This window comes from Rothia sp. HMSC069C04 (assembly GCF_001812895.1).
Lineage (GTDB): Bacteria > Actinomycetota > Actinomycetes > Actinomycetales > Micrococcaceae > Rothia.
Window position 1 is genome coordinate 1 of record NZ_KV810749.1, and the last position, 630, is coordinate 630.

At 47.5% G+C, this 630-nt stretch carries 1 protein-coding gene; it reads left to right on the plus strand.

What is annotated here, in order from left to right; genetic code table 11:
- Positions 1 to 175 precede the first annotated feature (175 nt).
- Entirely contained in the window at positions 176 to 556 is a 381-nt protein-coding gene (locus HMPREF2879_RS06905; protein ID WP_070635119.1) for a hypothetical protein, read from the plus strand.
- The last annotated feature ends 74 nt before the right edge of the window (positions 557 to 630 follow it).

Below are 630 nucleotides of genomic sequence, written 5' to 3' on the forward strand. Positions count from 1 at the left end.
TGTGCGGTTCAGGATTGAGAACGAGCGTTGGCCTGACATGGACACCCCGGATGATGTGGCTCAGGTGAACCGTTTGGATTGTGCCGGGAAGACGATGCGCTACTTTGAGAATCTGGGGAAGGTTACTGGCCTTGCCGACGTCGACATGTAAATCGATCAAGAAATGAGGGAATCAATGGAAGTTAATCGTAAATTGCAGGAAAGAATTCTAGTAATTGCTTTAACTCTGCTGAGCGCATATATACTTTTTGTCATTCCTCAAAATGCACGCGATGACAGCGACGGTATCACTGCCACCTGCACCGTAACGAAGGCATATGCGCAAGAGCGTCGCGGCACGGATGTTAGTGGAATGACTGACACCGGGTTAAAAGGCGTCTTCGAGACGGAGGAATGCGGCACTCTCACGATGTACGCAGCTCCCGAGGGATGGAAGATTTCCGAATATGTTAAAACCGCACAGCCTGGAAAAAAGTACCTATTCCACGTATTAAACTTATCCACTAAAAAAGATCGGGATTTTGATACGACCCGCTTTGAAGAAATCAAAGAATAACAACCTCATAAACTAAAAATAAAGCCCCCGCGGCCGAGAGTGAACTGCGCCCCGAAACTTGGACGCATTAAATA